The sequence below is a fragment of the Streptomyces sp. NPDC126503 genome (assembly GCF_040302405.1).
In the GTDB taxonomy this organism is placed as follows: Bacteria; Actinomycetota; Actinomycetes; order Streptomycetales; family Streptomycetaceae; genus Streptomyces; species Streptomyces gulbargensis.
This window is the reverse complement of record NZ_JBEORS010000031.1, coordinates 30470-54733: the sequence shown is the minus strand read 5'-3', so window position 1 is coordinate 54733 and position 24264 is coordinate 30470. Positions and strand designations below refer to the sequence as shown.

At 75.6% G+C, this 24264-nt stretch carries 19 protein-coding genes and 2 pseudogenes; 10 read left to right on the top strand and 11 right to left on the bottom strand.

All coding sequences use genetic code 11. The features are described 5' to 3' along the window. A partial coding sequence (locus tag ABTY40_RS28300) for an AfsR/SARP family transcriptional regulator (protein ID WP_352062102.1) occupies nt 1-1289 on the bottom strand: 1289 nt, incomplete at its 3' end. 241 nt (nt 1290-1530) lie between these two features. On the opposite strand from ABTY40_RS28300, the gene ABTY40_RS28295 reads away from it, so the two are divergent. Both ABTY40_RS28295 and ABTY40_RS28290 read left to right on the top strand, forming a co-directional pair. After that, a complete protein-coding gene (locus ABTY40_RS28295; protein ID WP_352062101.1) occupies nt 1531-3621 on the top strand; it encodes a SpoIIE family protein phosphatase in 2091 nt (696 codons plus the stop codon). 7 nt (nt 3622-3628) lie between these two features. Further along, entirely contained in the window at nt 3629-4672 is a 1044-nt protein-coding gene (locus ABTY40_RS28290) for a PHP domain-containing protein (RefSeq protein ID WP_352062100.1), read from the top strand. 24 nt (nt 4673-4696) lie between these two features. On the opposite strand, the gene ABTY40_RS28285 is transcribed toward ABTY40_RS28290, so the two are convergent. Next, nucleotides 4697-5680, bottom strand: a complete 984-nt coding sequence (locus ABTY40_RS28285; RefSeq protein ID WP_352062099.1) for a quinone oxidoreductase family protein — start codon at nt 5678-5680, stop codon at nt 4697-4699. Between the two features lie 105 nt (nt 5681-5785). Between ABTY40_RS28285 and ABTY40_RS28280 the strand changes: the two genes are divergently transcribed. Then, the gene (locus ABTY40_RS28280) at nt 5786-6124 is read left to right on the top strand and encodes an ArsR/SmtB family transcription factor (RefSeq protein WP_352062098.1); all 339 of its coding nucleotides are present in this window, start codon (nt 5786-5788) and stop codon (nt 6122-6124) included. 218 nt (nt 6125-6342) lie between these two features. Next, nucleotides 6343-6444, top strand: a pseudogene (locus ABTY40_RS30960) (HAD domain-containing protein); the annotation flags it as partial. A 15-nt stretch (nt 6445-6459) separates the two neighbouring features. Here ABTY40_RS30960 and ABTY40_RS28270 read toward each other — a convergent pair. The 5 genes and pseudogenes from ABTY40_RS28270 to ABTY40_RS28250 all read right to left on the bottom strand — a co-directional run bounded on the left by ABTY40_RS28270 (nt 6460) and on the right by ABTY40_RS28250 (nt 11224). Beyond that, entirely contained in the window at nt 6460-7797 is a 1338-nt protein-coding gene (locus ABTY40_RS28270) for an outer membrane protein assembly factor BamB family protein (protein ID WP_352062097.1), read from the bottom strand. 169 nt (nt 7798-7966) lie between these two features. Then, nucleotides 7967-8160, bottom strand: a pseudogene (locus ABTY40_RS28265) (GNAT family N-acetyltransferase); the annotation flags it as partial. A gap of 20 nt (nt 8161-8180) precedes the next feature. Beyond that, nucleotides 8181-9578, bottom strand: a complete 1398-nt coding sequence (locus ABTY40_RS28260) for an NADP-dependent succinic semialdehyde dehydrogenase (RefSeq protein ID WP_352062096.1) — start codon at nt 9576-9578, stop codon at nt 8181-8183. Nucleotides 9579-9681: 103 nt separating this feature from the next. Continuing rightward, nucleotides 9682-10386, bottom strand: a complete 705-nt coding sequence (locus ABTY40_RS28255) for a ThuA domain-containing protein (protein ID WP_352062104.1) — start codon at nt 10384-10386, stop codon at nt 9682-9684. A gap of 187 nt (nt 10387-10573) precedes the next feature. Beyond that, on the bottom strand, nt 10574-11224 hold the full coding sequence (locus ABTY40_RS28250; RefSeq protein ID WP_352062095.1) for a TetR/AcrR family transcriptional regulator: 651 nt from the start codon (nt 11222-11224) through the stop codon (nt 10574-10576). 126 nt (nt 11225-11350) lie between these two features. On the opposite strand from ABTY40_RS28250, the gene ABTY40_RS28245 reads away from it, so the two are divergent. From ABTY40_RS28245 to ABTY40_RS28235, 3 genes are read left to right on the top strand one after another with little or no spacing between them, the layout of a single operon-like run. Further along, nucleotides 11351-13915, top strand: a complete 2565-nt coding sequence (locus ABTY40_RS28245) for an FHA domain-containing protein (RefSeq protein ID WP_352062094.1) — start codon at nt 11351-11353, stop codon at nt 13913-13915. A 13-nt stretch (nt 13916-13928) separates the two neighbouring features. Further along, a complete protein-coding gene (locus ABTY40_RS28240) occupies nt 13929-14627 on the top strand; it encodes an SH3 domain-containing protein (protein ID WP_352062093.1) in 699 nt (232 codons plus the stop codon). Continuing rightward, a complete protein-coding gene (locus tag ABTY40_RS28235) occupies nt 14624-15625 on the top strand; it encodes a serine/threonine-protein kinase (RefSeq protein ID WP_352062092.1) in 1002 nt (333 codons plus the stop codon). The genes ABTY40_RS28240 and ABTY40_RS28235 overlap by 4 nt, the downstream gene beginning before the upstream one ends. Before the next feature lie 36 nt (nt 15626-15661). On the opposite strand, the gene ABTY40_RS28230 is transcribed toward ABTY40_RS28235, so the two are convergent. Then, complete coding sequence (locus ABTY40_RS28230) at nt 15662-17023, bottom strand: streptophobe family protein (RefSeq protein ID WP_502990696.1); 1362 nt, start codon at nt 17021-17023, stop codon at nt 15662-15664. Between the two features lie 240 nt (nt 17024-17263). Between ABTY40_RS28230 and ABTY40_RS28225 the strand changes: the two genes are divergently transcribed. Continuing rightward, nucleotides 17264-18667, top strand: a complete 1404-nt coding sequence (locus ABTY40_RS28225) for a DUF6777 domain-containing protein (protein WP_502990695.1) — start codon at nt 17264-17266, stop codon at nt 18665-18667. Nucleotides 18668-18688: 21 nt separating this feature from the next. Here the strand turns inward: ABTY40_RS28225 and ABTY40_RS28220 are convergent, their stop codons facing one another. Both ABTY40_RS28220 and ABTY40_RS28215 read right to left on the bottom strand, forming a co-directional pair. Continuing rightward, nucleotides 18689-19252, bottom strand: a complete 564-nt coding sequence (locus ABTY40_RS28220; RefSeq protein WP_352062089.1) for a universal stress protein — start codon at nt 19250-19252, stop codon at nt 18689-18691. Next, nucleotides 19249-19431 carry a hypothetical protein gene (locus ABTY40_RS28215; protein WP_352062088.1) on the bottom strand — a complete coding sequence of 61 codons (183 nt, stop codon included), beginning with the start codon at nt 19429-19431 and terminating at the stop codon, nt 19249-19251. The genes ABTY40_RS28220 and ABTY40_RS28215 overlap by 4 nt, the downstream gene beginning before the upstream one ends. A 140-nt stretch (nt 19432-19571) precedes the next feature. Here ABTY40_RS28215 and yczR point away from each other — a divergent pair, with 140 nt between their 5' ends. Further along, a complete protein-coding gene (yczR, locus tag ABTY40_RS28210; RefSeq protein ID WP_352062087.1) occupies nt 19572-21623 on the top strand; it encodes a MocR-like transcription factor YczR in 2052 nt (683 codons plus the stop codon). Between the two features lie 63 nt (nt 21624-21686). Here yczR and ABTY40_RS28205 read toward each other — a convergent pair whose 3' ends face one another. Then, the gene (locus ABTY40_RS28205; protein WP_352062086.1) at nt 21687-22889 is read right to left on the bottom strand and encodes an acyl-CoA dehydrogenase family protein; all 1203 of its coding nucleotides are present in this window, start codon (nt 22887-22889) and stop codon (nt 21687-21689) included. 153 nt (nt 22890-23042) lie between these two features. On the opposite strand from ABTY40_RS28205, the gene ABTY40_RS28200 reads away from it, so the two are divergent. Continuing rightward, nucleotides 23043-24218 carry a CaiB/BaiF CoA transferase family protein gene (locus ABTY40_RS28200; protein ID WP_352062085.1) on the top strand — a complete coding sequence of 392 codons (1176 nt, stop codon included), beginning with the start codon at nt 23043-23045 and terminating at the stop codon, nt 24216-24218. The last annotated feature ends 46 nt before the right edge of the window (nt 24219-24264 follow it).

Here is a 24264-nt window from a genome sequence, read left to right as displayed (position 1 = left end):
TCCCGCGGCAACGGCCCCACCGGCCGCACCACCTCACCCGGCACCCCCAACGGCTCCCGGCTCGTCGCCAGCACCCGCACCCCCGGACACCGGGCCAGGAGGGTCTGGACGAGCACGGCGGCGGCTGCGACCACATGCTCACAGTTGTCGAGGAGCAGGAGCATCGGGCGTCCGGCGCAGTGCTCCACGAGCCGGGCGAGGCCGTCCTTCGGGCCGGAGTCGGGTACGGGCGGCCGGTTCCAGAGCTGTGTCTCCCGGCCGCCGAGGGCGGTGAGCACGGCGTCGGCGACGGCGGCCTCCTCGCGGACCGAGGCGAGCTCGACGAGGTGCACCGGCCCTTCGCGCGTGTCGGCGGCCTCCAGCGCGAGCCGGGTCTTGCCGACCCCGCCGGGACCCGTGAGGGTGACGAGCCGGTGGTCCTCGGACAGGGCGGTGACCACGGCCAGTTCCTCGTCCCGGCCGATGAACGAGGTCAGCCGCGCGGGCAGGGCACCGGAGGCCGTCCCCCGGGGCGCGGGGGCGGCGGCGGGACCGGGCGCGCCGGTGAGGAGTTCGGCGTGCAGGGCGCGCAGTTCGGGGCCGGGGTCCGTCCCGAGCCGGTCCGCGAGGGCCGTGCGCGCCTCCTCGTACGCGGCGAGGGCCTCGGCGGGCCGCCCGGCGGCGCGCAGGGCGCGGACGCGCAGGACGTGGAGGGGCTCGTCCAGGGGGTGGGCCGCGCAGAGGGCGGCGAGCGGGGCCAGGACGCCGGCGGCCCGGCCCCGGGCCAGGTCGGCGGCGAGCCGGTCCCGCCGCGCCTGCGTGTGCCGCTGGTCGAGGCGTACGGCGAGGGGGTCGGTGTCCCGGGCGGGGAGGTCGGCGAGGGCGGGGCCCCGCCACAGGCCGAGGGCCTCGTCCAGGAGCGCGGCGGCCCGGTCCGGGTCGCCGCCCGCCAGAGCGGCGGACCCTTCGGCGGCGAGGTCCTCGAAGCGGTGCAGGTCGATGTCGCCGGGCTCCGCGACCAGCCGGTAGCCGCCGGGCCCGGAGGCGACGGCGCCGTGGCCGAGCGCGCGGCGCAGACGCCCGACGAGGGCCTGGAGCGCGGGAACGCGGTCCCGGACGCCGGCGTCGTCGTCCTCGCCCCACACCTGCGCGACGAGCGCCCCGGAACCGACCGCGCGACCGCCGGCGGCGGCGAGGGCGGCGAGCAGCGCCCGGAGCCGCGCGCCGCTGAGGGTGGCCTCCGTACCGTCGGTGCGGAGGGCCCGGCCGGGGCCGAGGACGCGGTACGGGAGGGGGCGGGAGGGCTGCACCGGGCCATTTTGCCCCGGGGCCGGCGGTGGTCCGGCGCCCCGGGACGTTCCGGGGGCCCGCGCCGGAGCCCGGCCACGCACCGGGGCCTCCGGCCGGGGGGGTAGGCGGGTGCCGAGCCGGCCTCGCCGCCTCCCGCGCGCCGCCCCGCTCCCGTACCGCCGGACACGGAATCGACACGAACGGCGCCACGCCGTGCCGTCGCCATGGCGTCGGCGGGGTGCCGGTTCGACAATGAGGAGGATGACCGAAGACGACCGGCGTACGCACGGGGGCGAGATCGGGCCCACCGAGTGGCTCGCCATGAACCGGACCGGCAGCTTCGACTGGGATCTCGACTCGGGCACCATCGACGTCGACGAGTCCGGGCTGCTGGTCTTCGGGCTGAGCCCGGACGCCTTCGACGGCCGGCCCGTGACGCTCGTCGCCCGGCTGGCGCCGGAGGAGCGGGTCCGGCTGGACGCGGTGGTGCGTACGGCCCTGACGGGGGGCTCCTCCTCGTACACCGCGCACTTCCCGATCCCGCAGGACGACGGGACACCCCACTGGACGCACGTGCAGGCCCGGATCCTGCGATCGCCGGACGGGCGGGCGCGGCGGGTCGTCGGCATCGTCCGGGACACCACCGCCGAGGTGACGCACTCGGCCTTCGTGCAGGAGCTGGAGCGGCGGCGCGAGCACCAGACGAGCATCGTCGAGCGCACCACGCAGGCGCTGTCGCGGGCGGTGACCGTGGACGACGTGACAGCAGCCCTGACCGGTCCCGGGGGCCTGGCGCGGCTCGGTGCCGACGGGCTGGCGCTCGGGCTGGTCGAGAACGGTTCGCTGAACGTGATCGCGCTCAGCGGTGACTCGCTCGACGCCCTGAACGTCTTCCGCACCCGCCGCCTGGACCGGGGGCTGCCGCTCGCCGAGACGGTGCTGAGCGGGCGCCCCCGCTTCGTGTCGTCCTTCCCGTCCCTGGGGCGGGACTTCCCCGAACTCGCCCCGTACGTCGACCGGCTGAAGTTCCGCTCCGCCTGTTATCTGCCGCTGGTGGCGCAGGCCCGCTCGCTGGGGGGCATGGCCCTGTTCTACCGGGGGCGCAGCGAGTTCACCGCCGACGAGCGGATCCTCGCCCTCGGGCTCGCGGCGATCGTCGCCCAGTCGCTCCAGCGGGCGATCCTCTTCGACGAGGAGCGGGAGCTCGCCACCGGCCTCCAGGAGACGATGCTGCCGCGCCGCATCCCGGAGATCACGGGCGGCGAGATCGCCGTGCGGTACCACGCCGCGTGGAGCGGACGGCAGGTCGGCGGCGACTGGTACGACGTCATCGCGCTGCCCCGCAGCCGCGTGGGGATCGTCGTCGGTGACGTGCAGGGGCACGACACGCACGCCGCCGCCATCATGGGCCAGCTGCGGATCGCGCTGCGGGCGTACGCGGGCGAGGGGCACGCGCCGTCGACGGTGCTGGCGCGGGCCTCCCGGTTCCTCGCGGAGCTGGACACCAACCGTTTCGCGACCTGCACGTACGCGCAGGTGGACCTGGCGAGCGGGACCGTACGGGCGGTGCGGGCGGGGCATCTGGGGCCGCTGATCCGCCACACGGACGGCCGGGTGGGGCAGCCCAAGCTGCGGGGCGGGCTGCCGCTCGGCCTCGCGACGGTCTTCGGGGACGAGGAGTTCCCGGAGACCCGGCTCGACCTGGTGCCCGGGGAGACCCTGGTGCTCTGCACGGACGGGCTGGTCGAGCAGCCCGGTACGGACATCGCGGCGGGGCTCGCCGCCCTGTCGGAGGCGGTGAGCAGCGGGCCGCCGCAGGCCGAGGCGCTCGCCGACCACCTGTCGGACCGGTTGTGGGAGCGGTGGGGCGCGGGGGACGACGTGGCCCTGTTGGTGCTGCGGCGCAGTCCGGACCCGGGCACCCCGCGGGCGCCGCGCATCCACCAGTACATCCATCAGGCCGACCCCGCGGGGCTCTCGGACGCGCGGTCGGCGGTCGGTCAGGCGCTGCGCGACTGGGGGATGCCGGAACTGGCCGACGACGCCGAGCTGTTGACCGGGGAGCTGCTGGTGAACGTGCTGCTGCACACCGAGGGCGGCGCGGTCCTCACCCTGGAGGTGCTGCCCGAGCCGGTGCGGCGGGTGCGCCTGTCGGTGCAGGACCGGTCGAGCGCGTGGCCCCGGCGGCGTACTCCGGGCGAGGCGGCGACCTCCGGGCGTGGCCTGATGCTGCTCGACGCGCTGGCCTCCCGCTGGGGGGTCGAGCCGCGCGGCGAGGGCAAGGCCGTCTGGTGCGAGATCGGGCCGCCGGCCGTGGTGGTGACCGACGCGTCCGTGCCGGGACGGGGGTGAGCCGCCGATGGACCCCGTGGCCGCCCTGAACCGGATCGCGTTCCTGCTGGAGCGCGGTGGCGCCCCCGGCTACCGGGCGCGTGCCTTCCGTACGGCCGCGGCGGCGCTCGCCGTGCTGCCGGAGGGCGAGGCCGCGCAGCGCGCGCGGGCGGGCACGCTGGAGTCGGTGAAGGGCATCGGCCCGAAGACGGCGGCGGTGGTCCGCGAGGCGCTGGAGGGCCGTGTACCGGAGTATCTGGCCCGGCTGGAGAGCGAGTTGGAGGAGTCACTGGGCGCCGGTGAACGGCCGGAGACCGGTGAGGCGCTGCGGGCGGCGCAGCGCGGGGACTGCCACCTGCATTCGGACTGGTCGGACGGCGGGGCGACGATCGAGGCGATGGGGCGTACGGCGGCGGGCCTCGGGCACGAGTGGGCCGTGCTCACCGATCATTCGCCGCGGCTGACGGTGGCCCGTGGCCTGTCCGCGGACCGGCTGCGGGAGCAACTGGACGTCGTGGAGCGGCTGAACGAGGAGTGGGCGCCGTTCCGGCTGCTCACCGGCATCGAGGTCGACATCCTGGACGACGGCTCCCTCGACCAGGAACCGGAACTGCTCGACCGGCTGGACGTGGTGGTCGGTTCGGTGCACTCGAAGCTGCGGATGGACGCGCGGTCGATGACGCGCCGGATGGAACGCGCGGTGCGCAATCCGCTGCTCGACGTGCTCGGCCACTGCACGGGGCGGCTGGTGGCGGGCGGGCGGCTGCGTCCCGAGTCGGAGTTCGACGCGGAGCGGGTCTTCGCGGCCTGCGCGGAGTCGGGGACGGCGGTGGAGATCAACAGCCGCCCGGAGCGGCTGGATCCGCCGCGCCGGCTGCTGCGGCTCGCCGTGGAGGCCGGGGTGCACTTCGCCGTGGACACCGACGCCCACGCGCCCGGTCAGCTGGCGTGGCAGATCCTCGGCTGCGCCCGCGCGGAGGAGTGCGGTGTGCCCGCCGAGCGCGTGATCACCACCTGGCCGGCGGACCGGCTCATCGCGTGGACGCGGGACGGGGGTACGGGGGCGGCGTGAGCGGCCCGCGTACCCCGCTCCTCCTTACGAGGCCGTCGCGCCCACGGTCAGGAGGAGCTTGCCGGTGCTCGTGCGGGAGCCGAGGAGGCGGTGGGCCTCGGCGGCCTCCGCGAGGGGGAACTCGGCGGTGACCGGAATCGAGACCGTGCCGTCGGCGACCTTCGCGAAGGCACGGTCCGCCACCTCGCGGAGGACGGCCGGGGCGGTCGTGGCGAGCGTCAGGACGGAGAAGCCGGCCACCGCGACTCCGAGCGGGTAGAGGTCGGGCTGTCCCACGCTCCAGGGGGCCGCCGAGGAGGCGTTGCCGAAGGAGACGAGACGGCCGAAGGGGGCGAGGGAGGCGAGGGAGCCCCTCAAGGTGTCGCCGCCGACGGGGTCGAGGGCCAGGTCGACGCCGCGGCCGTCGGTGGCCGCCCGTACGGGCTTCTCGAACGCGCCGACGAACACCTCGTCGTAGCCGTACGCGCGCGCGTGCGCGACCTTGGCCTCCGAGGACACCACGCCGTACACGGCGCCCGCCCCCGCCGCCTTCGCCAACTGGCCGACCACGGTGCCGACGCCGCCCGCCGCGCCCTGCACGAGGACGGTCTCGCCGGGAGCGAACCGGCCGACGGCGTGCAGGAGGGCGTACGCGGTCGGGAGCACGGTCGGCAGGGTGGCGGCCGTACGCAGGTCGACGCCGGTCGGCAGCGGGAAGACGGTCACCGCCTCCGCGAGGGCGACCTCGGCGTAGGCGCCGCCGCCGGTGAGGGCGGCGACCTCCTGGCCGACGGAGAGACCCGTCACGCCCGCGCCGACGGCCCGGATCCGGCCGGAGACCTCGAGTCCGGGGCGGAAGGGCAGCGCCGGCACCCGGTAGCCCTCGGCGCGCGCCTTGAGGTCGGCGAAGTTGACCCCGGCGTACGCCACGTCGATGGCGACCTGCCCGGGGCCGGGCTCGGGGGTCTCCGCCTCCACCGCCCTGAGGACCTCGGGACCACCGTGCTCCATCAGCTCGACCGCGCGCATGACGTACCTCCGACTCCGAACTGTTCAATGAAAAGCGAACAGTCACGAGTGTAAGATTCCCATCGAACACTCCGCAAGCCCCGCCGTCAGCGCAGGGAGGACCACGTGACCACCACCAGCCACCGGGCGGCCCCCGAGCACACCCACCCCGACGACGTCCCCGTCCTCGCCGCGCTCTCCGCCCTCGCCGACCCCGTACGACTCACCCTCGTACGCGAGTTGGCGTCCTCCCCCGCGTGGACGCGGTCCTGCGGCAGCTTCGACGTACCCGTCGGCAAGGCGGCCCTCAGCCACCACTTCGCCGTGCTGCGCGCGGCGGGCCTCGTCGAACAGCGCGACCAGGGCCCCAAGCGCGTCAACCGCCTCCGCCACGAGGAATTCGACGCCCGCTTCCCGGGCCTGCTGGACTTGGTGCTCCGCGCGGAGGGCCGCGAGGACGCCTGAGGCCGCGCGACCCGGCGTCGTTCATGGGCCCGGACTGGGCAAGATGCGCTGGGTCGACGAGCGCGCCTTCGCCAGTCCGCGAGTAGGCTCGCGTTGGCGCGCGGGTCGGGAAGGCACGCCGGTGCTCAGCGTCGTCAACAGCGACGGAACCACCGGGACCGACTCCCTGGTGAACGACATCGTCCGCGAGGGCGTCACTTTCCAGAACGGCTACTCGTGACCTGGCCTGGGCCACGACTTGGGAAGAGGAGGCGAATATCGAGCCGGCACCGCGACTCGGCCTGCCGCGACTGCCGGTCGTGAAATGGCCGGAGCCCTCCGCGTCCTGATCGCTGTCAAGGGCGCTTGTAGGCGGTGAAGGGCTTGGACGGTTCCGTGGCGGCCCCGTACCGGGCGCCGATGAGCCAGTCCTCGTACGCGAAGACCGTGTCCACGGAGTCGTGGCCCTCGGGGAAGCTGTGGGCGTCGCGCTGTTCGCCCGTGGCGGCGTCCAGGACGTAAAGCCGACGGTCGCCGCGGACGGGAACGGTGAGGACGGTGAGCTTCCCGTCCTGGGGGAGGATGTGGTAGGCGGTGCGGCGGCCGAGGCGATCGTCGTCGACGGTGCCTCCCCAGAGGAGTTCTCCGGTGGCCAGGTCGAAGGTGGTCACGCGGTAGGCGTCGACGCGGCTGTTCCGCACCCGGTGGAAGGTCAGGGTGTAGAGCCTCCTGTCGTCCACCGCCGCTGTGAGCCGATCCTCCGACTGGATCTGGCCGTAGGGACCGCTGAAATCGATCGGCGGGTTCGGGCGGCCGTTGCTGCCGAAGGAGAGGTAGGCCCCGGCGCCGGAGCCCCCGCCCTGCGAGGCTGCCACGACCACCGGGTCGGCCGAAACAAACCTGGCCTCGGCGTCCCAGGGGATGGCGAGCCGCCCGCCCAGCGGGGCGGACCACAGGAGGGCGCCGCTGCCTGGCGCGAAGGCGGCGACATGCAGTTCGGCGTCTGTCGGGATCTTCTCGCCATAGCGGGGTTCGGCGGTACCGCCGCAGGCGAGAAGGGCGGCGACCCGGCGCTCGGCCACCGCGGGCGTGCCCGGTACGCACCCCTTGGGCAGGGCCGCCTTCCAGCGGGGCTTCCCGGTGCGCACGTCCACTGCCCGCAGGTCGCTCCCCTTGACGTCTACGGCGATCCCGCCACCCACGGACATCACGGGGCTCTCGTCGAGGCGGGATTCCGCGACGGACTGGGGGGCCCGCCAGAGCTCCCGACCGTTCTTCATGTCGAGGGCGACGTCGGTGGCGCAGCCCCTGCCCTTGGCCGAAGCGGTGGCACCGTCCCCGTCGCGGGTGAGCACCAGGACCGAGCTCTTGGTGTCGGCGGCGACGCGGCAGATCGCCGAGCGGCCGGGCGGCACGTACTCCCACGTCCGCTTGCCGTCACGAGCGTTGTACCCGCTCACCGCGTCAAAGCGGCTACGGACCAGCGTGTCGCCCGACAGCCAGGCTCCGTTGCCCTGCTCTTCGGCCTTGGGATCCGCGGGGGTGTCCCAGACGACGCCCATCTCGTCGGCCTCGTCCCCGAACAGGAAACACCCGGCGGTCAGTGAACACAGGGCGACGAGAGCAGCCGCCCTCGTGGCGAGACTGCGCCTGGTCCGTCCGCCCGACGACACGTCGTCCACCTGCGCGGTCATGTCGGTTCCCCCCGAGCGTGTCGCCGTCGACGGCCCACAGGGTCCCCCGCGTTCCTCGGCGGCGATCATCCTAGAGGTCCGGTCCGCCCGGGGAAAGGAGCATCCCCTGCCACCCGAGCGCATCGAGGCGCGGGGGCCGCACCGCCTGGGCAAGGACGGCTCCGCCGGGTCACGGTGGCCCGGTGTCGCCCTCGACGCGCGCGTGGAGGTGTTCGTCGCGCCAGCCGTCGGCGTGGAGGAGCGCGCTGCGCATCGTCCTTCCAGGCGAACCCGGCTTGCGTGGCCACCCTGCAGGAGCCCGTGTTGGCCACGCCCGCGCCCGCGGCCGGCGGGCAACAGCCAGCAGACGAACTCGCCGCTCCCGCCTGCCGCGGCGGTGGGTGTCAGGCGCGCTGCCAGACCGTGGTCGCGTTGCAGAACTCGCGGATGCCGTGGCCCGCGAGTTCGCGGCCGTACCCCGAGCGCTTGACCCCGCCGAAGGGCAGCGCCGGGTGCGAGGCGGTCATGCCGTTGACGAAGACGCCGCCCGCCTCCAGGTCGCGGACGAAGAGGGTGATCTCCTCGTCCTTGCGGGTCCAGATGTTCGAGCTCAGCCCGAAGGGCGAATCGTTGGCGACGGCCACCGCCTCGTCGGCGTCGCGGACGGCGTAGACGGTGGCGACCGGGCCGAAGGCCTCCTCGCGGTGGATCCGCATCTCCGGTGTGATGCCGGTCAGGACGGTCGGCCGGTAGTACCAGCCGTCGCGCAGGGCCGGCTCGTCGGGGCGCCGCCCGCCGCACAGGGCGGTGGCGCCGCGCCGTACGGCGTCGTCGACGAGCTCCTCCAGGTCGGCGCGGCCGCGCTCGGTGGCGAGGGGGCCGACGTCGGTCGACTCGTCGAGGGGGTCGCCGACGGTGAGGGCGTTCATCGCGGCCGTGAAGCGCTCCACGAAGTCGTCGTAGACGTCCTGGTGGACGATGAACCGCTTGGCGGCGATGCAGGACTGGCCGTTGTTCTGGACGCGGGCCGTGACGGCCGTCTTGACGGCCCGTACGACGTCGGCGGAGGGCATGACGATGTACGGGTCGCTGCCGCCGAGCTCCAGGACGGTCTTCTTGATCTCCTCGCCCGCGACGGCGGCGACGGCCCGTCCGGCCGGTTCGCTGCCGGTGAGGGTGGCCGCCACGACCCTGGGGTCCCGCAGCACCCCCTCCACCTCGCGGGAGCCGATGAGCAGGGTCTGGAAACAGCCGTCGGGGTACCCGGCGCGGCGGAAGAGGTCGCCGAGGTAGAGCGCGGTCCTCGGCACGTTGGACGCGTGCTTGAGCAGGCCGGTGTTGCCGGCCATGAGCGCGGGCGCGGCGAACCGGATCACCTGCCAGAGCGGGAAGTTCCACGGCATGACGGCGAGGATCGGTCCGAGCGGCCGGTAGTGGACGCGGGCCCGGTCGGCGCCCGAGTCCTGCACGTCGTGCTCGCTCGGGTGCTCGTCGGCGAGCAGCGCCTCGGCGTGCTGGGCGTACCAGCGCATGGCCTTGGCGCATTTGGCGGCCTCGGCGCGGGCGGCGACGATCGGCTTGCCCATCTCGACCGTCATGGTGCGGGCGATGTCCTCGGTGTCCTCGTCGAGGAGGGTCGCCGCGGCGCGCAGCAGTCGGGCGCGCTCCGCGAAGGAGGTGGTGCGGTACTGGCGGAACGCCTCGTGCGCGGCGGCGACGCGCCGCTCCACCTCGTCGGGCCCGTGGGCCTCGTAGGTGCGCAGCGTCTCACCGGTCGCGGGGTTGACGGTGGCGATGCCCATGACCTGTTCTCCTTCCGCCCTCGCCCCCGCGTACCCCCACGGGCAACCTCCCGCGTCGGGCGTGCGCGCGCAACAGGGGCGGTGCGGTGGGGTGACCCGGTGCTCAGCCCGCGGCGGGCGGGGGCGCCGGGGCGGCGCCCTCCTGCGCGGCTCCGGTCAGCCAGGCGAGGGCGCCCGACAGATGGGCGCGGAAGGCGGGGTCGCGGTACGCCTCCGGGGCGTGCCCGAGCGCCGTGAAGAGGAAGCGGCCCCGGTCGATCCGCCGCGACCAGACGAGCGGGTGGTCGGCGCCGTGGGTGCCGCCCCGGTAGGAGGACTCGTCGGCGCGGGCGAGGACACGGACACCGGTGGCCCGGGGGGCGGAGGTGAACTCGTACCACTCGTCGGTCCAGGTCCAGGCGGCCGGGAGCGGGGCGGTGGCCGGGTGGCCGGGGTCTTCGACGAGGACGCGGCCGGGCTGGATCTCCGGGTGACCGGCGAAGCGGGTGCCGAGGAGCTCGCCGTAGAACGGCCAGTCCGGTTCGGCGTTGGCCGCCGCGTGGACGGCGAGGAAGGCGCCGCCACCGCGCAGGTGGCCCTCGAGGGCGGTGCGGCCCTCGTCGGTGAGGACGTTGCCGGTGGTGGAGAGCAGGACGACGGCGGCACGGCCGGCGAGCCCCTCGCCGTGGAAGGCCGCCGGGTCCTCGGTGACGTCGGCCGTGAGGCCGAGCTCCGCCGCCAGCTCGGTGAGCGCGGCGGCACCGTCCGGGATCGAGTCGTGACGGTAACCGGCGGTGCGGGTGAAGATCAGGACGTCGGCGGTGGGCAGGGGCACGCGGCGGTCTCCGTCCTGGGCTCGGGAGTACGGGGCGGGCGGGGCGGACGCGGCGTGAAAGCGCTTTCGGTGCGCGCCCGGTGCCGACCGTAGCCAGGTCGCCCGGCGCGCCGCAAGCCACCGGGCCCGCCCCCGGCCCGTACCGCCGCAGAGCCGGAGACGGGACCGTCCGCTCCACCGGTCAGCGCTCGTCCGGCTCCCGCTCGGGCCCGTCCGGCAGGTCCCGGGTCGAGGCCTCCAGGAGCGCGGGCAGGAACTCGCGCTCCAGGGTGCCGGGAGGGAGGGCTTCCGGTTCCACGTAGCTCTGGGCGAGACCGCCCTCGCGCAGGGCGATGACCAGGCGGGCGAACCGGTCGGTGTCCACGGTGAGCACGCGTCCGGCGCGGCGCAGGACCAGGGCGAGGCCGCGGGCGATCTCGGCGCGCAGGCGCTCCTCGTGGCGGGCGAGGACCCAGGCGGCCTGGGGGTCGCGGATGGCGTGCAGGGTGAACTCGGTGGTGACGAGGTACCAGTCGCGTTCCTCCGGCTCGACCCGGGCGGCGAGTTCGGCGATCCGCGCGACGGTGTGCTCCTCGGGGCCGAGCGCGTCGATCGCCTCGGCGAGCCGCCGGACGATCCGCTCGCCGTGCTCGTCGAAGAGGGCGAGGAACAACTCCTCCTTGCTCGCGAAGTTCGAGTAGTAGGCGCCCCGGGTGTAACCGGCGCGCTCGCAGACCTGCTCGATGGTCGTGGCGTGGAAGCCGTGCTCCGCGAACGTCTCCAGGGCGGCCTTCAGGAGGGCCGCCCGCGTCCTCGGACGCCGGCCGGTGACACCCGTGACACCCTTCGGCACCGTGGTCCCCTCCCGTGTCCGGGCCGCTCCCGCGCGGCCTCCGCCGCCTCCCCGCGCCGGAGGCGACCACCTTACCGGCGCCTCCAGGCCGGGCGCGGATCGGCATCGGCGGATAGGATTTCACCCATGGGACAGCGGCCCGGCGCGCCCGCCGCACCCGCCCTGGTCCTCGAGATCGACGGGGACGCGACGCTGATGAACCCGAGCCGCGTCTATCGCATCGGGCGCGACCCCACCAGTGACATCGTGCTCTCGGACGCGCGGGCGTCCTGGCACCACGCGGTGCTCCGCGCCGCGGGGGGCCGGTGGACCCTGACCGACGAGGGCAGTACGAACGGCACCTACGCGGACGGACGGCGTCTGGACGCGCCACGGGCGGTCGGGCCCGGGACGTCCGTGCGGTTCGGGCACCCGCAGGACGGCCCCGTGGCGGTCCTCGCCGACCCGGCTCCGCCCCCCGGACCGGGCCCGGAGGCCGCACCGGAGCCCCGGGGCGTACGGGCACCCGACCCGCCGCCTCCCCCGCCTCCGCCGCCGCCTCCCGAGCCGCCCGTCGCCGGGCCCCTGGGAGACCCCGTGCCCGGTCCCGTACGCGAGACGCCCGCGCCGCCGGACCCCGCCCCCGCCTCCGTGCCGGAGGCGTACCGGCCGCCCTCCGTCGCGCATCCCGCCGCGACCGGCACCTTCCGGCAGCCGACCTCCGTCCGGCCGCTCCCGGCCCACAGCGTCCGCATCGGCCGTGCGCCCGACAACGACGTGGTCGTCGCCGATCTCGTCGTCTCCCGCCACCACGCCGAACTGCGCGCCCACCCCGACGGCACGTACTGGATCCACGACCTCGGCAGCCACAACGGCACCTTCCTCAACGGCCGGCCGGTCGCGGACGCCCGGGTCACCCCCGACGACATCGTCGGCATCGGCCACTGCGCGTTCTGCCTGATCGGCGGGCAGCTCGTCGAGTTCACCGACAGCGGCGAGGTCTCCCTCGACGTGCGGGCGCTCTCCGTCACCGTCGACCACGGCCGGAAGACCCTGCTCGACGAGGTGTCGTTCCCCGTGGGCGAGAAGTGCCTGCTGGCGGTCGTCGGACCCTCCGGCGCCGGCAAGTCCACGCTCCTCAACGCCCTCACCGGGCAGCGCCCCGCCGACCGGGGCACCGTCCTGTACGACGGCCGCGACCTGTACCGGGACTACGCCGAGCTGCGGCAGCGCATCGGCCTCGTCCCGCAGGACGACATCCTGCACCTCCAGCTGAGCGTGCGCCGGGCCCTCGGGTACGCGGCCGAGCTCCGCTTCCCCGAGGACACCGCGCGCGCCGAGCGGCGCGGCCGGGTGGACGAGGTGATCGGGGAACTCGGCCTCACCGAACGCGCCGACCAGCCCATCCACAGCCTCTCGGGCGGCCAGCGCAAGCGCGTGAGCGTCGCCCTCGAACTGCTCACGAAACCGTCCCTGCTGTTCCTGGACGAACCCACCTCCGGTCTCGACCCGGGAATGGACCGCTCGGTGATGCACATGCTGCGCGGCCTCGCCGACGACGGGCGCACCGTCGTCGTGGTGACCCACAGCGTGCTGAGCCTGGACGTCTGCGACCGTCTGCTGGTGCTGGCGCCGGGCGGCCGGGTCGCCTACTACGGGCCGCCCGGCGAGGCGCTCGGCTTCTTCGGCTTCGCCCAGTGGCCGGAGGCCTTCGAGGCCTTCGAGAACGACCGGGGCCGCGACTGGGCGGGGACGTACCTCTCCTCCCGTTTCCACCGGCGGTACATCGCCGAGGCCACCGCCCGCGCGGACCTGCCTCTGCCCCCGCGGGGCCAGGGAGCCGGGGCCGGGGCGGGGCCCGCGGCGGCCGGGGAGCCGGCGCCGCCGCCGAAGGCGCAGAGCTGGGGCGCCCAGCTCCGGACCCTGGTCCGACGGTACGCGGCGGCGCTCGCCGCCGACCGGACCTTCCTCGCCATCATGATCGCGCTGCCGTTCGTGATGGGGGCGATGGCCCGCGCCCTGTCGGAGGGGCGGCTCAACCCCGAGTCGACCCTGAACGTCCTGCTCATCCTCTGTGTGGGCGGGGTCCTCACCGGCGCCGCGAACGCCGTCCGCGAGCTGGTCAAGGAACGCACGATCTACCGGCGCGAGAGAGCCGTCGGCCTGTCCCGCTCCGCCTACCTCGCCTCCAAGGTGGTCGTCCTCGGTCTCATCACGGTCGTGCAGGCCGTCGTGCTCACCCTGGTCGCCCTGATCGGCGTGCCCCTGAACGTCCCCGACGGGAAGGGTGTCCTGCTGCCCCCGCTCGTGGAGCTCACCCTCGCGGTCGCGTTCCTCGCCTTCACCGCGATGATGCTCGGCCTGCTCGTCTCGGCGCTCGTCCGCAAGGAGGAGGTGACGATGCCGCTGCTCGTCCTCCTCGCCATCGTGCAGGTGGTGTTCTGCGGCGCCCTGCTCACCGTGCGCGGCACACCCGTCCTGGAGCAGCTGGCGTGGCTGGTGCCGTCCCGCTGGGCGTTCGCGGCGATGGGCGCGACCGTCGACATCGGGAGGACCGTGCCGGGCGAGAAGACGTCCGACCCGCTCATGCGGCACACGGCGGAGGCCTGGCTGTTCGACATGGGTGTCCTGGCGGTGCTCTGCCTCGTCCTCGGTCTGCTGGTGGCCCGGCTGCTGCGGCGTCACGAACCGGTCGTCATGCGGCGGCGGTAGGAAGGGTGGTCCTGTGAGCGTTCCCGTACCCGACTACCTGCCGGATTTCCGGCCCACCCACGTCGTGCCCCGGGACGGGCTCGACGCCTGGGAGGCGCCGGACCCCGCGCTGCCGACGGTGCCGCTCGACGCGTTCCTGCCGGTGGAGCTGGTGGAGCGCAGCGGCGACTGGGGGCGCGTGGTGTGTTCGAACGGCTGGACGGCCTGGGTGGACGCGCGGCTGCTCGTCTCCGTGCCGGCCGACCCGCCGGCGGCCGGCCGGGCGGCGGCGCGGACCGCCGACCCCAGGCCGCTGATCGCCCGCGCCGAGGACGCGCTCGGCCGCTACCGGCGCGCGGCGGAGGAACTGGCGGCGGGCCGCCTGGACGGCGAGACGTTCCGGCGGCGCACGCGCGGGCTGCGGGTGGGGATGGTCGTGGACGGCGAGTCGGTGTGGCTGTACGACGCCGAGCACGAGCGCTGGGTGTACTGCGACGGCTCCGGCCTCCGTACGTACGCGGTCTCCGCGGCCCCGCGGCGGGCGGTGGTCCCGGACGGCGACGGGAACGGTGACGGCGACGAGGCGGCGGGCCGCCCGGGCCAGGGGGACGCGGCGCCGGCCGGCCACGAGCCCACGCGAGTGGTGCCGGGGCTGGGCTCGTCCGGGGCGGCGGGGCCCCCGCCGACGCAGGTCGTGAACCGGCCGTCCGGCCCGGCGGGTGAGGGTCCGTGACGGGCGGCGACCGGGAGACGGGTCTTCCGGCCGGCCGGCCCTCAGGGCTGCTCGGCCGGGAGGTCGCGGGTTACCGGGTGGAGGACGAGATCGGGCGCGGCGGCATGGCGGTCGTCTACCGCGCGCACGACCTCCGGCTCGACCGGACGGTGGCGCTGAAACTGCTGGCGCCCGAGCTGGCCCGCAACGACACCTTCCGGAAGCGGTTCGCGCACGAGTCGCGGGTCGCGGCCTCCATCGACCACCCGCACATCGTGCCGGTCTTCGACGCCGGGGAGACGGAAGGGGTCCTGTACATCGCGATGCGGTACGTGGCGGGGCAGGACCTGGCGGCGCTGCTCGGCCGGGAGGGGCCGCTGCCGCCGGCGAAGGCGGGCCGGATCGCGGCGCAGGTGGCGTCGGCGCTGGACGCGGCGCACGCGCACGACCTGGTCCACCGGGACGTGAAGCCGGGCAACATCCTGGTGGCGGAGGGGACGGACGGCGACCATCCGGAGCACGTCTACCTGACCGACTTCGGGCTCACGAAGAAGTCGCTGTCGCTGACCGGATTCACGACGGTGGGCGAGTTCGTGGGCACGCTCGACTACGTGGCACCGGAGCAGATCTCGGGGAAGCCGGTCGACGGCCGGTGCGACGTGTACGGGCTGGCGTGCGTGGTCTTCGAGACCCTGGCGGGGGCGCCGCCGTTCCGGCGGGACACCAACTGGGCGGTGCTGTGGGCGCAGCAGTACGATCCGCCGCCTCCGCTCTCCGAGCTGCGGCCGGGACTCGCGGGCGCGGCCGACGCGGTGTTCGCGCGGGCGCTCGCCAAGACGCCCGAGGAGCGGTACGGCACGTGTCTGGAGTTCGTCGCGGAACTGCGGGCGGCCCTGCTGTCGGGCGCCGGGGCGACGCAGTGGGAGCCGGGGCGGGGGGCTTCCGGCTCCTCGGCGGGGCCGGTGGGTCCGCCGCCGGCGCCGCCCGCGTGGGCGCGGCCGGTCTTCCGCGAGGTGTAGCGACGGGGCGCGGGGGACGGCCCCCGGCGGCAGGGGTCAGGACGGTGCGGAGGGGGCGGCGGGGACCTCGCCCTTGCGGCGCACGCGGGAGGCGAGCAGGCCGCCGATCAGGCCCGCGACGAGACCCCAGAGGAGAGCGAGGCCGGCGGTCCGCCAGACGTGGGGGCGCAGCAGGACCTCGCCGCCGAGGGCGTCGAGTTCGCCGATGCCGAGGATCGAGAGGCCGAAGCGGGCCTCGACGAGGGTGAGCGGCGCGGCGACCAGGAGGGTCAGGGCGAAGGCGATGCCGAGGTGCAGGGCGTGCTGCCAGGGCCGTACGCGGGCGGGCGAGCGGACGGCCGCCACGAACGCGGCGGCGAGGAGCAGCACGGCGGCGACGGGCAGGAGCCACCAGGCGCGGCCGTCCTGCGCGGCGAGCGAGGACAGGTCGACCGTGGACAGGCCGGGCCGCCCGTCGCCGAAGGGGTCCACGCCGCCGTCGCCGCCGGAGCGGAGCACGGCGTCGAGGACCTGCGGCATGGGCAGGCCGAACGGGCCCTCGGCCCTGCCCTCCCAGGCACCGCCGACGCCCACGCCGAGCGCGAGCCAGGTGATGTTCGGCAGCCCGAGCAGGAGGACGGCGAACGTCTGGGCCGCGTGGCCCCGGGTGGCGGCGACGACCAGGCCCACGACGAGGCCTGTGAGGACGTACGCCAGGAGCAGCAGGAGCATCGCGGAGGCGGCGGGCCGCACGGCCTCCTGATGGCGCAGGAGGCGCGCGGGCAGGGGCGCGGCGCGGGAGACCAGGAGGGCGAGCAGGAGGACGCCGAGGATCCACAGGAGTCCGTGGAAGAGGGTCGGGCCGAGGTCGGCGCGGAAGCCGACGGTGGGGTTCGCGGCGTCCAGGAGCTCGCCGAAGAGGTCGGTGAGGGGGCTGTCCTCGGGGCCGCCGGGCAGCGTGAGGCGGAAGTCGTGGCGGGCGAGGGCGGCGAGGCCGGTGAGGGCGAGCAGCCACAGGACGACGGTGCAGGCGGCCCGGAGGAGGAGTTCACGGACGGGTGTCACGGCGTGGTGGCGCAGCGGGCGCAGGAAGAGGGCGCCGGTGACGAGCGCGCCGACGAGGGTGACGGTGAGGGGCATGGCGGTGAGTTCGGCGCGGGTGCCGGCCAGCGCCCCGGCGTCGCCGGAGAGTTCGACGGCGCCGCCGGCGGCCATGACGACGACCGCGGCGACGACGGCGGGGAACCCGCCGGGCAGGTCGGCGGCGCCGGCGGCCCAGAGGCCGAGCGCCGCGGTGACCGCCATGGCGATCAGTCCGGCGACCACGGCCGCGAGGGCCTGTGCGGCCACGCGGACGAGGTGGCCTCCGGTCGTCGCGGACGCCGGCCGGGGAGTGGGGGTGGGGAGCCGCTTGCTCACGCCGCCCACGCTAGTACCGCGGGGGCCGGCGCGCCGCCGGGCCGCGTCCGACCGGTGACGGACGCCGAAACTCGGGCGCCGCCGAACGGATCCCGACCGTCACGGAAGGGGGCGGTGCCCGACGCCGCCGGGCCGCTTCCGACCGGTGACGGGCGGCGGTTGCTTCCGCCTCCCGCGCTCCGGCACTCGCTCCAAAATGGGGGCGCTCCGCTTGCGGGGGGCGGCCGTTCCGCGCACACAATGGGCGCGGAACGGAAGAAAGGGAAAAACGTGACTTCCCACCCGCCGTCCGGCCCCCCGTCGGGGCCCCCCGCAGGCCCGCCCTCCGGACCCCTCTCCGGTCCCGGCGCCCGCCCCGGTTCCACCGGCTCCGCCGGTCCTCCTCCGCCGCCCGGGCCACCGAGCGGCGGTGGACCGGGCGGGGCCGGCCGAAGCGGTCCGGGTGGCGGAGGCCCCCCGGGCGGCGGCCCCTCGGGCAGTTCCCCGGCCGACGGCGGCAAGGGCGGTGGCCCCTGGTGGCGCTCCGTCCCCAAGGTCGCCTCGGTGACCGCCGCCCTGGTCGCCGTCGCCGCCCTCGCCGTGGTCCTCACCAACCGGCCGGACGGACCGGGCGACACGCCCCGGTCCGGCGGCGGCGAGGTCTTCCTGCAGAATGCCTCGGCGACCGGCCCCGATCCGTTCACCCCCTCCACCGCCCGCACGGACGGCGCCTCCTCGTCGCCGGCCTCGCTGCCGCCCCGTACGGCGTCCGCCGAGGCGGGCACCCCGCGGGTGTCGGGCGCTGCGCCCGGCCTGTACGGCGGAACGCGGTCCGTGGCGAGCTGCGACGTGGAGCGGCAGATCCGGTTCCTGGCGGACGAACCCGCCAAGAACACGGCCTTCGCCAAGGTCCTCGGCATCCGGCCGGACGACGTCCCGTCGTATCTGCGGTCCCTCACCCCGCTGAACCTGCGGGTGGACACGCGCGTGACGAACCACGGCTTCCGGAACGGCGCCGCCACCTCCTACCAGGCGATCCTCCAGACCGGCACGGCGGTGCTCGTGGACGGCCGCGGGATGCCCCGCGTGCGGTGCGCGTGCGGCAATCCGCTGACGGACCCGGTGGCCCAGCGGGCCCCGCGCACGATGGGCACACCGTGGCAGGGGTTCAACGCCGCGCAGGTCGTTGTGGTGGCTCCGGCGCCCGCCGTGGTGAAGGTCTTCGTGGTGTACGACCCGGTCGACGAGGGCTGGTTCGCCCGCAAGCAGGGGGACACCGGGGAGCGCGACCGGCCGACGCCCCCGCCGCCCCGGCCGACGCCCTCGGTGTCCACGCCGCCCACGTCCCCGGGGACGGACTCCCCGTCGTCGCCGCCGACCGATTCCCCGTCGACCCCGACCTCGTCGCCGGCGTCCCCGGACTCGCCGTCCTCACCACCGTCCTCGCCGCCCTCCGATCCCCCGTCGGATCCCCCGTCCGATCCGCCGTCGGACAGCCCCGCGTCCCCGCCGTCCGGCCCGGTCACCGACTCACCGGGTGACACGACGGACCGGTCGGCCCCGGCCGTGGTCCCGTCGAGCGCGCCGTCGACCGAATCCCCGACGGACCCCACGACCACGACCGACTCTCCCCCGGCGCCCGGGCCCGCCGGCCGCCTGATGTGACCGGCGGCCGCCGAGCCCCCGTCACCCCGGGCGGCGCCCGGCCCCGGCGCCCCGATCCCGGCCCCGTACCCCCGCCCCGGCCCCGTCCGGCGCGGGGGTACGGGCACTCCGGCGCAGGACGCGGGCCTCACCGGGGCGCAGGGCGGGCCCGGGGACGAGGAGGACCGGACAGGCGGCCCGGGCCAGAACCCCGCGCCGTACGGGACGGGTCCGCAGGCGCGCCGTGAACCCGGGGCGGGCCGCCGCGCCGAGCACGAGGAGGTCGTCCGGCCGGTCGGCCGCCCGGGACAGGGCCGCGGCGGGGGCGCCGCGCACGGTCCTCAGCTCGACGGCGGGGCCGTCCGGGACCGCGCCCAGCCCGTCCTCGACGGCGCGGGCCAGGCGCGTTCGGGCGTCCTCGGCCCACAGGCGCGCCCAGGCCCGGTCGGGGCGGCGGGCGTACAGCGCCTCCCCCTCCGGCGGTTCCCAGGCGAGAAGGGCCACGAGCGGCACGGACGCGCGCCGGGCGTGCGCGGTCGCCTGCCGGAGGGCTGCCAGCGAGGCGAGCGAACCGCTCACCCCGACGACCACCCGGCCGGGGGTCACAACGGCTCCCACGCACGGGCGCGGGCGGGGCGCACGGCGGTGGCGGGGCGGGCGTGGCGGGCGGCGGCCGTGGCCCGCAGGCGGCGGACCCAGGCGCGCACCGCCCAGGGCCGGACCGGGCGCTCCTCGGCACGTCGCTGCCACAGGCGCTCGTCACGGTCGGTGAAGTGGGCGGTCATCGCGGTCTCCTTCGCTGTCGGCCCTCCGCTGGCACGTCGAACGTGCCGCGCGCGGGCCGCCGGTGGGCGGCCACCAGGCCACTGGACAGAGTCTGTAGCCTTATTGGCCCGGACAGCAGAGCCAATGAGGAGTGATTGGCATGGCAGAGGGCCGAGTGGTCCACACCGCGGACCGGACGCTGACGGGCCGCCAGCTCGCGTCCCTCCTGACCCCGCCCGCCGAGGGCCGGTTCGGCTACCGCGAACTCGCACGGGCGGTCCGCGAGGCGCTCCTCGACGGCCGGGTGGCGCTGCGCCTGCGGCTGCCCGCCGAGCGGGAGCTCGCCGGGGTGCTCGGGGTGAGCCGGACGACGGTGACGGGGGCGTACGACCTGCTGCGGGAGAGCGGGTACGCGCACAGCCGGCGGGGCGCCGGCACCTGGACCGCCCTGCCCGAGGGGCAGGCCCCGACCCCGCTCGGTTCCTTCCACGGCGAGGGGACCGCCACCATCGACCTGGCCCTCGCCGCCCCGGAGGCCCCCGCCGCCGAACTGGCCGCCGCCCTCGCGGCCGCGTCCGCCGAACTCCCCCGCTACGCCGGGACGCAGGGCTATCACCCGTACGGTCTGCCGGCCCTGCGCGCCGCCGTCGCCGCGCGGTACACGGCGCGCGGCCTGCCCACCCGGCCGGAGCAGATCCTCGTGACCACCGGTGCCCAGCAGGCCCTCTCACTGGTGCTGACCCTCCTCGGGCGGCCGGGCGACCGGGTGCTGGCCGAGAACCCCTCGTACGCCAACGCGCTCGACGCGATGCGCGGCCGGGGCCTGCGGGTCACGCCGGTGCCGGTGACGGAAGCCGGCTGGGACACCGGGCTGGTCGAGGCGGCGCTGCGGCAGACCGCGCCGCGGCTCGCGTACCTGATCCCGGACTTCCACAATCCGACCGGGCGGCTGATGCCCCAGGAGCAGCGGCGGGAGGTGGCCCGGGCGGCCCGCGCCACGCGGACGTGGCTCGTCGTGGACGAGACGCTCACCGACATGGCGCTGGACGTGCCCGCGCCCGGGCCGTTCGCCTCGGGCGTCGGCGGGGGCGACGGCGAGCAGATCGTCTCCGTCGGTTCGCTCAGCAAGAGCTGCTGGGGCGGGCTGCGGGTCGGCTGGGTGCGGGCGGCGGCGGGCGTGGTGACCGAGCTGGCCCGGGTGCGGATCACCGCCGATCTGGCCGGTTCGGTGCTCGACCAGCTGGTGGCGGTGGAGCTGATGGACCGGCTCGGCACGATCCTGCCGGCGCGGATCGCGGAGCTGCGGCGGCGGCGCGAGGCGCTGACCGCCGCTCTCGCGCGGCACGTGCCCGAGTGGCGGTGGACGGTGCCGCCGGGCGGGATGTGCCTCTGGATCGACCTGGGACGGCCGGTCGCCTCCGCGCTCTCCGCCCGCGCGCTCCGGCACGGGGTACGGGTGGAGGGCGGGGCGCGGTTCGGGGTGGACCCGGGGACGCACGAGCACCGGCTGCGCATCCCGTACACGCTGGCCGAGGAGGTGTACGAGCCGGCCGCCGAGCGGCTCGCGGCGGCGCTCGACGGGGCGCCGGGGCGCTTCGCGGACCGGCCCTGCCGGACTGGGTGGCGTGAGGCGGCCCCGGGGCGGGGCCCGGCGCCCGTGGATATTCGGATGCCGCCCGGAGGGGATCCGTGTACGGTCCAACGAGTGGAACCATTGACCGACAAACAGATCCGTTCGTCCTTCGTGAACTGCACGAAGGGCGAGGCGGCGCGGCTCAAACTGCCGCTGGACTTCGCCGAACTCCCATGGGAGGACCTGGACTTCCTCGGCTGGGTCGACCCCGGCGCGCCGCTGCGGGCGCACCTGGTGGTCCCCCGCGAGGACGGTCCGCTGGGCGTGACCCTGCGGGTCCCGGCCGTGGGGCGGACCAGCGCCGTGAAGACGAGCCTGTGCCAGGTGTGCCTGACCGCGCACGCCTCCTCCGGGGTCGCCCTGCTCGCCGCGCCGCTGGCCGGCGGCCGGGGACGCGAGGGGAACACGGTCGGCATCTACGTCTGCGCCGACCTCGCCTGCTCCCTCTACATCCGGGGCAAGCGGCAGCCGAGGCTGCGCGGGGGCAAGCGCCACGACGAGACGCTGTCGATCGAGGAGCGGGTGGCCCGCACGATGGGCAACCTCGACGCCTTCCTCGCCCGGGTCACGGCGGCCTGAGGCCGCGCGCCCCGCGGGCGGGCCGGGTGGGCCGCCCGCGGGGCACCGGCGGGCCGCCGCCCGTCAGCGGAACGCCTGTTCGCCGGTGAGCGCCTTGCCGATGACCAGGGAGTGGACCTCGCTGGTGCCCTCGTAGGTGAGGACCGACTCCAGGTTGTTGGCGTGCCGGAGCACCGGGTACTCCAGGGTGATGCCGTTGGCGCCGAGGATGGTGCGGCACTCGCGGGCGACGGCGATGGCCTCGCGCACGTTGTTGAGCTTGCCGACGCTGACCTGCTCGGGGGTGAGGGTTCCGGCGTCCTTGAGGCGGCCGAGGTGGAGGGCGAGGAGCATGCCCTTGCCGAGCTCGACGGACATGTCGGCGAGCTTCTGCTGGGTGAGCTGGTAGGAGGCGAGCGAGCGGGCGAAGACGATCCGGTCGCGGGCGTAGGAGAGGGCCGTCTCCAGGCAGTCGCGGGCGGCGCCGAGGGCGCCGAAGACGATGCCGAAGCGGGCCTCGTTGAGGCAGCCGAGCGGACCGGAGAGGCCGCGGGCGCCGGGGAGCACGGCGTCGGCCGGCAGGCGGACGTCCTCCAGGACCAGTTCGCTCGTGACGCTCGCCCGCAGCGACAGCTTCATCCGGATCTCGGGGGCGCTGAAGCCGGGGGTGCCGGCCGGGACGAGGAAGCCCCGGACGCCGTCCTCGGTGCGGGCCCAGACGACGGCGACGTCGGCCACCGAGCCGTTGGTGATCCACATCTTGGTGCCGTTGAGCACCCAGTCCGAGCCGTCGCGCTTGGCGGTGGTCCGCATGGCTCCGGGGTCGGAGCCCGCGTCGGGCTCGGTCAGGCCGAAGCAGCCGATGTACTCGCCGGCCGCCATCCGCGGCAGCCACTGCTGCTTCTGATCCTCGGAGCCGTACTTCCAGATGGCGTACATGGCGAGGGAGCCCTGGACGGAGACGAGGGAGCGCAGGCCGGAGTCGACGGCCTCCAGTTCCAGGCAGGCCAGGCCGTACGCCACGGAGTTGGTGCCCGCGCAGCCGTAGCCCTCCAGGTGCATGCCGAGGACGCCGACGCCGCCGAGGGTGCGGGCGAGTTCGCGGGCGGGGATCTCGCCCTTCTCGAACCAGCCGGCCACGTGGGGGCGCAGTTCGCGGTCGGCGACGGCGCGCACGGTGGCTCGGATCTCGCGTTCCTCGTCGGTGAGCAGTCCGTCGACGGCGAGCAGGTCGAAGGGGTGGACGGGCGTGGACGGCGACGGCTTCGGCGACTTCGGCGAGTTCACGGGCGGCCTCCTGGTGGCGACGGTGTGGGTGCGACGCGGCGAGCGGAAGCGTAGCGGCAGATCGGATTTTGGATCCAGTATTGAAAATCCGCCGACCCGGCCCTACCGTCCGACGGGATCCGCTCTCCCCTGACCGTCGGCGAAGGAGACACCATGGCCCCCGCAGACCCGCCGCACCCGGCCGCCGGCGCCCTGTCCGGAATCGTCGTCGCCGATTTCGGGAGGGTTCTCGCCGGGCCGTACATGACGATGCTCCTGGCCGATCTGGGCGCCGACGTGATCAAGATCGAGCGTCCCGGGTCGGGCGACGACACGCGCGCGTGGGGACCGCCGTTCGCGGACGGCGAGGCCACCTACTTCCTCGGGGTCAACCGGAACAAGCGCTCGGTGTCGCTCGATCTGACGGACCCGGAGGACCTGGCGGCGGCGCGGTCGATCGTGGACCGCGCGGACGTCCTGGTGGAGAACTTCCGGCCCGGCACGATGGAGAAGCTCGGCCTCGGCCACGAGGAGGTCCGCAGGACCAATCCGGGGCTCGTCTACTGCTCGGTGACCGGCTTCGGCACCGTCGAGGGCGCCCGGCTGCCGGGCTACGACCTGCTGGTGCAGGCCATGGGCGGCCTGATGAGCGTGACCGGTGAACCCGGCGGTCCCGGGACGAAGGCCGGGGTCGCGCTCGTGGACGTCATCACCGGCCTGCACGCCGGGCTCGGGATCCTGGCGGCCCTGCGCCACCGGGAGCGGACCGGTGAGGGCCAGCGCGTGGAGGTGTCCCTGCTGGGTTCGCTGCTCTCGGCGCTGACCAACCAGGCCGCCGCGCACCTGGGCGCCGGCGTCGTGCCCCGCGCCCTGGGCAACCGGCACCCGAGCATCGCCCCGTACGAGGTGTTCGAGGCGCGGGACCGGCCGCTGGTCCTGGCGGTGGGCAACGACCGGCAGTTCCGGGCGTTGTGCGAGCGGCTGGGCCGGCCGGAGCTGGCCGCGGACGAGCGGTTCGCCACCAACACGGACCGGGTGGCGCACCGGGAGGAGCTGGTGGCGGCGCTGGCGGGGCCGCTCGGCACGAGGACCGCCGACGCGTGGTTCGAGGAGCTCACGTCGGCCGGGGTGCCGTGCGGGCCAATCAACGACCTCGCCGCCGCGTTCGCGCTCGCCGACCGGCTGGGGCTGGGCGCCCGGGTACCGCCGTCCGCGGCCGGTCCGGGCCAGGTGGCCCATCCGATCCGGTTCGGCGCGACCCCGCCGTCCTACCGGGCCGCTCCGCCGCGCCTCGGCGAGCACACCGAGGCGGTGCTCGCGGAGCTGGGACGGCCGCCGGGCACCGGCTGATCCGTAGGAAGATGGTCCGGACCGGCGGCGGTGGCCCGCGGGCCGG

Coding starts and splice junctions, on each gene's coding strand:
- ABTY40_RS28200 (WP_352062085.1), top strand. CDS start 23,043: ATGGCCCCCGCAGACCCGCCGCACCCGGCCGCCGGCGCCCTGTCCGGA.
- yczR (WP_352062087.1), top strand. CDS start 19,572: ATGGCAGAGGGCCGAGTGGTCCACACCGCGGACCGGACGCTGACGGGC.
- ABTY40_RS28295 (WP_352062101.1), top strand. CDS start 1,531: ATGACCGAAGACGACCGGCGTACGCACGGGGGCGAGATCGGGCCCACC.
- ABTY40_RS28215 (WP_352062088.1), bottom strand. CDS start 19,431: ATGACCGCCCACTTCACCGACCGTGACGAGCGCCTGTGGCAGCGACGT.
- ABTY40_RS28260 (WP_352062096.1), bottom strand. CDS start 9,578: ATGGGCATCGCCACCGTCAACCCCGCGACCGGTGAGACGCTGCGCACC.
- ABTY40_RS28290 (WP_352062100.1), top strand. CDS start 3,629: ATGGACCCCGTGGCCGCCCTGAACCGGATCGCGTTCCTGCTGGAGCGC.
- ABTY40_RS28225 (WP_502990695.1), top strand. CDS start 17,264: ATGGGCGCGGAACGGAAGAAAGGGAAAAACGTGACTTCCCACCCGCCG.
- ABTY40_RS28285 (WP_352062099.1), bottom strand. CDS start 5,680: ATGCGCGCGGTCGAGCTGATGGAGCACGGTGGTCCCGAGGTCCTCAGG.
- ABTY40_RS28270 (WP_352062097.1), bottom strand. CDS start 7,797: ATGACCGCGCAGGTGGACGACGTGTCGTCGGGCGGACGGACCAGGCGC.
- ABTY40_RS28245 (WP_352062094.1), top strand. CDS start 11,351: ATGGGACAGCGGCCCGGCGCGCCCGCCGCACCCGCCCTGGTCCTCGAG.